We start from the raw sequence: 4,467 nt of genomic DNA, 5'->3' as shown, positions 1-4,467 counted from the left end.
ATGGGTTACGGGTGCCATCTGGGATACTGACGGTGGTGTAATGGCTGGCCGTAATTAATCTAGAGAACAGTTGTGCAGGAACAGGTTTTGATTAATTCTTCAAATTGCACTTAAAGCCTGTTTCTCACATTTAATCTATACTTTGCAATCGGCATACATTCTTGATTATAACAAATTCAAAACCGAAAGCTGCTCATGAATAAAACTCCCCTTATAATCATTGGCGGAGGTTTAAGCGGGTTATACCTTGCCTATCGCCTGGCAAAAGTTGGGAAAGATTTTTTGCTTCTTGAGGCACGTAACCGTTTGGGAGGGCGCATAAAAACTTCCGGCGCGCACGATCTAGGACCGACCTGGTTCTGGCCTGGTCAACAGCAAATGATGAAACTGTCTCAAGAGCTGGATTGTCAGATATTCGAACAACAAAATACTGGCGACATACTCTACGAAGATCCCAATGTATTTTCGGAACGCCTTCCCGGAAACCAGTATCAAATGACTTCATATCGAATTCAGGGCGGAATATCTGGTTTAATAGATAAACTACAGGCACAAGTTCCCTCTTCTAATATTCTCCTGAATCACAAGGTAACTTCAGTCAAGAAGCAAGATAGCGACGTAAGAATAGATGCACAGAATAACAGCAACAACATCAGCTTTACATGTGACAACCTTGTTTTTGCACTCCCGCCCCGTCTTATTGAAGATAAGATACAGTTTTTACCAGACTTGAGTGATCGTATTCGCAATGACATGCGTGCCATTCCAACATGGATGGCAGGGAACGCCAAAGCCCTCATTCGTTTCCAGCGCCCATTTTGGAGAGAGCATAATCTCTCGGGTCAGGCCTTTAGCCGCATTGGTCCCATGATGGAAATCCACGATGCTTCCTCACCTGATCACAACTACGCGCTTTTTGGCTTTCTTGGTGGATCTGGAGCACAAAGGAAAAATTTGGGCACGGCACATTTAAAACACCAGATAGAGGAACAAATCCAGCGCCTATTTGGTCCCGAAGCGCCGACACCTCTTGAAATTACGATCAAGGATTGGGCCCAAGACCCATTTACAGCAACAATAGAAGACATCGAACCACTCCAGTCTCATCCCCAATACAGACATCCAGAAAGCATGCAGAATATTTGGCAGGGACAGATAGAATTTATCGGAAGTGAGCTTGCCTCTTCTGAAGGCGGGTATCTCGAAGGCGCATTGATTTCAGCCAAAGAGACCATGGATAAAATTTCTACTAAATGGCTTAATAAATAACAACTTAGGCGAGATGACCTGCATCCCGCCTAAACACCTAAAACCTACAACAGATACGATGATAAGATCACTTTTGAGCTTCTGTGATTTTCTTCTGTTGCTCTCTGACCAATTGCTTTTCTTCACGGCGCTTTTCAATGAGAGAGGCAACCTCCCCCCCAATATGATCAATCCCGCGTTTTTCAGAGAGTTCGATTTGCTTCTCACGCTCTTCAAAACGTTTTAACTGCTCGTCAGTCAAGCTCTCGTAGCAATGGTGACAAGAAACACCTTTGCGATAATGTTCACTTTGCTTGTCTTCTTCCGTAATTGGCATGCGACAGGCAAAACACTGATCATATACACCCTTTTCCAGGTTGTGCTTCACAGCAACACGACTATCAAAGACAAAGCACTCACCTTCCCACAAAGACTCCTCTTCTGGCACTTCTTCCAGATACTTCAGAATCCCGCCTTCAAGATGATAAACATCTTTAAAGCCCTGCTCTTTCAAGTAGGCCGTTGATTTTTCGCAACGAATACCGCCCGTACAGAACATGGCAACTTTTTTGTCCTTTGCGTCTTCAAGGTTTTCCGCAACATAGGCAGGGAACTCTCTGAAGGTTGCAGTATTGGGATCAATGGCATTTTTAAAAGTCCCTATACCGACTTCATAATCATTGCGGGTATCAACCAAAACCACATCAGGATCTGAAATCAATGCGTTCCAATCCTGCGGTTTGACATAGGTGCCAACGATCTGGTTCGGATCAATGCCCTCAACCCCCATGGTAACAATCTCTTTCTTGAGCTTTACCTTGGTGCGATGGAACGGCATTTCATCGTGATAGGACTCCTTGGTCACGACATTCTTTAATCGCTCATCAGCGCGAATATAGGCATGAAGTGCATCAATTCCCTCTTGGGATGATGCGACAGTGCCATTAATACCTTCGCGTGCAAGTAACAATGTCCCTTTGACATCGTGTTGCACCATAAAATTATGAAGTGGTTCACGAAGACTCTCGAAGTCTTCCAAAACGGCAAAGTGATACAGTGCCGAAACAACAATCTTTGACATTCTCTTTCCTTGTGCGGGCTGGAACGTAAAACCAGAGCTACAATATGTGGCGGCTATATATCAAAGGCGTATAAAAACATCAAGAACATGCGACATCATGGCAGAGTTGCGATATCCCTTTGCCTACCCCCTCTTTTAGTAAAACACGCTGGGGTACATTCCTATCAGATTGTGTCGAGTTTATATTTCTTAAAAACAGCGCCCTCTAATTCAATCTCTTCAATGAATTCTGCACCAAGCCTCCTAAGAGCAGCCGTTTTTGTTCGAGATAATGGCAGTAAAAACGTCACAAAGGGAATACGACTGTCTGCTTTTGCAAACGCGAGTGCTTTTCGGGTTATTCGTTGACCTAAACCAAAACATTCAGGTTTTAAAACCAACCCGAAATCCCATTCGCTGCCTTCTTTTTGAAATCCGCCCCAACCAACATAGGCGCCTTTATGAAATATTGCCCAATGACCAAGTCCATCCCGCCCCCAGCACTCTTCTTTGGCCTCAATGAATTTAATAAGAGCCTGCTTATCCCACGTGAATGTGAGTAAGGGCATATGCTCTGCAACACGGGGATCGGACATATGAGACATAATCTCATCTTCTGGAATATCACGTAATTGCCCAAAGTTAATTTGATCCTCGAGTTGATTAACTCGCTGATCTTTAGATTTTCTACACATTACAGTCTGAACTACTCCATTAATTTGAAACCACATAAATTGCATCTATAGGCAGGGTGCCAAACCGAATTAACTGCGATGGAACCAGATTCATTGCAACAAACCTGCAATCATCATTTTCAGCCCACTTTATTTGCGAATATAAGTTGGGCCGTCAATAAACTCGTAAACACTAACCTATTTTTGATTCAGATACCTGGACACTATTACTGGACACAAAACCCTAAATATTCTGTTTTAATGTCCAAGTTTCTAGAGCATCAAGAAAACGACGCTCCCATTGACAACCTTAATAATACAAAAGATTGCGCATCAAGCTACCTTACATAGTGTTTGATTTATTTCCTAAACTACCGTAAACACCCCAAACCGATCATGGGCCGCTAAAGTTCTCGTTCAACTAGACTGGTCGCTAGTTCTCTTAAATCACTGCGTAGCATAGCTTCTTTATCTTCCAAGAATTTCTCTTGGGAAACTATATTCCCTGTTATTGTCATCGCCAGTTCGGTCATCGCCACAACATAAGCTTCTTCCTGTCGTCTGCATGCGGAAATAACATACTCAGTCGCCCTCCCAACGGTCAGGTCACTAAAACTGTAACTCGCCGTATAATTCTCTACCTGATGGAGAATGCAGGTTCGGTATTTTTCATTTCCAGTATCGGCCTCTTGAAGAGCATGTCCCAAACCACACCCGGTCACGATAAAGAGTGGCAGTGCAACTGCAATTTTCCTGATCATAACGTATTCCTCATTGATACGATGACAAACTTGAAAAGCCATTACCAAATTCAAAACTCATTCGACGATAATTCGCTCGATTGTTTTTCCAGATTAAATAGGCGCCGGGGGTGAAGAACGCATGTTCGTGATTAATCGTAAAATTATAATTTCTGCAACTAGCATATTTAGAAGCCAGCAAAGCATCATAAAGACATCTCTCTGCAAACCTGCGGGTTCAGTACCCAAGATGACAATCCATCCTATTCCAAATAAAGCTTGCGTCGAGGCACCCTGACCAATGGCATAAGCTCTAAGCATTAAAGCCCCGTGTTTACAAAAGTTGCGCGCTCTAATAGCCAAGACCGCCCACCCAATCAATCCAATCATAAAGAAACCCACGATGATCCGGACAGAGAATAAGAGGCTTCCTTGCAGGGCGCTAGGGAAAGAGAAAAAACAGGTCATCCACAATCCAGAGATCGCAGATACACATCCGGCAATGACCAAGATGCGACCCATCGCACGATGTGTCGACGGATGATGTCGTCTAATACTTGGCAAAAACTGGATCGCGCCTGCGACGCAGAACACAAAACTCCCCATGACATGAGAAATAACTGGTATCGGATTAGCCAAGGCGCGTGGGTTTTTAGGTATCAGGGCCGGGCCACCGGCAAGCTCAAGAATCCTGATCATTCCCCCAAAAGCAGGAATAAACGTGTAGACAACAATGAAAATTAAT

5 protein-coding genes are annotated in these 4,467 nt (G+C 43.8%); 1 reads left to right on the top strand and 4 read right to left on the bottom strand.

Annotation, left to right across the window (positions count from 1 at the left end):
• Positions 1–195 precede the first annotated feature (195 nt).
• Positions 196–1,269: an FAD-dependent oxidoreductase gene (locus Q0241_RS17530; RefSeq protein ID WP_299380017.1), complete on the top strand. Its 1,074-nt coding sequence runs from the start codon at positions 196–198 to the stop codon at positions 1,267–1,269.
• Between the two features lie 67 nt (positions 1,270–1,336).
• Here the strand turns inward: Q0241_RS17530 and Q0241_RS17525 are convergent, their stop codons facing one another.
• The 4 genes from Q0241_RS17525 to Q0241_RS17510 form a co-directional block, all read right to left on the bottom strand.
• A complete protein-coding gene (locus Q0241_RS17525) occupies positions 1,337–2,329 on the bottom strand; it encodes a rhodanese-related sulfurtransferase (RefSeq protein ID WP_299380015.1) in 993 nt (330 codons plus the stop codon).
• A 164-nt stretch (positions 2,330–2,493) separates the two neighbouring features.
• Entirely contained in the window at positions 2,494–3,003 is a 510-nt protein-coding gene (locus tag Q0241_RS17520; RefSeq protein WP_299380012.1) for a GNAT family N-acetyltransferase, read from the bottom strand.
• A gap of 383 nt (positions 3,004–3,386) precedes the next feature.
• Positions 3,387–3,743 carry a hypothetical protein gene (locus Q0241_RS17515; RefSeq protein ID WP_299380010.1) on the bottom strand — a complete coding sequence of 119 codons (357 nt, stop codon included), beginning with the start codon at positions 3,741–3,743 and terminating at the stop codon, positions 3,387–3,389.
• 93 nt (positions 3,744–3,836) lie between these two features.
• Positions 3,837–4,467, bottom strand: a 631-nt coding sequence (locus tag Q0241_RS17510) for a DUF2306 domain-containing protein (protein ID WP_299380007.1), incomplete at its 5' end; no start/stop codon positions are given.

The organism is uncultured Kiloniella sp. (assembly GCF_937128705.1).
GTDB lineage: Bacteria > Pseudomonadota > Alphaproteobacteria > Kiloniellales > Kiloniellaceae > Kiloniella.
The sequence above is the reverse complement of the archived record's forward strand: the minus strand, read 5'-3'. Positions and strand labels throughout refer to the sequence as shown.

Excerpts from the sequence above, each read along its gene's own strand:
- Q0241_RS17530 (WP_299380017.1), top strand. The coding sequence starts at position 196 with ATGAATAAAACTCCCCTTATAATCATTGGCGGAGGTTTAAGCGGGTTA.
- Q0241_RS17525 (WP_299380015.1), bottom strand. The coding sequence starts at position 2,329 with ATGTCAAAGATTGTTGTTTCGGCACTGTATCACTTTGCCGTTTTGGAA.
- Q0241_RS17520 (WP_299380012.1), bottom strand. The coding sequence starts at position 3,003 with ATGTGTAGAAAATCTAAAGATCAGCGAGTTAATCAACTCGAGGATCAA.
- Q0241_RS17515 (WP_299380010.1), bottom strand. The coding sequence starts at position 3,743 with ATGATCAGGAAAATTGCAGTTGCACTGCCACTCTTTATCGTGACCGGG.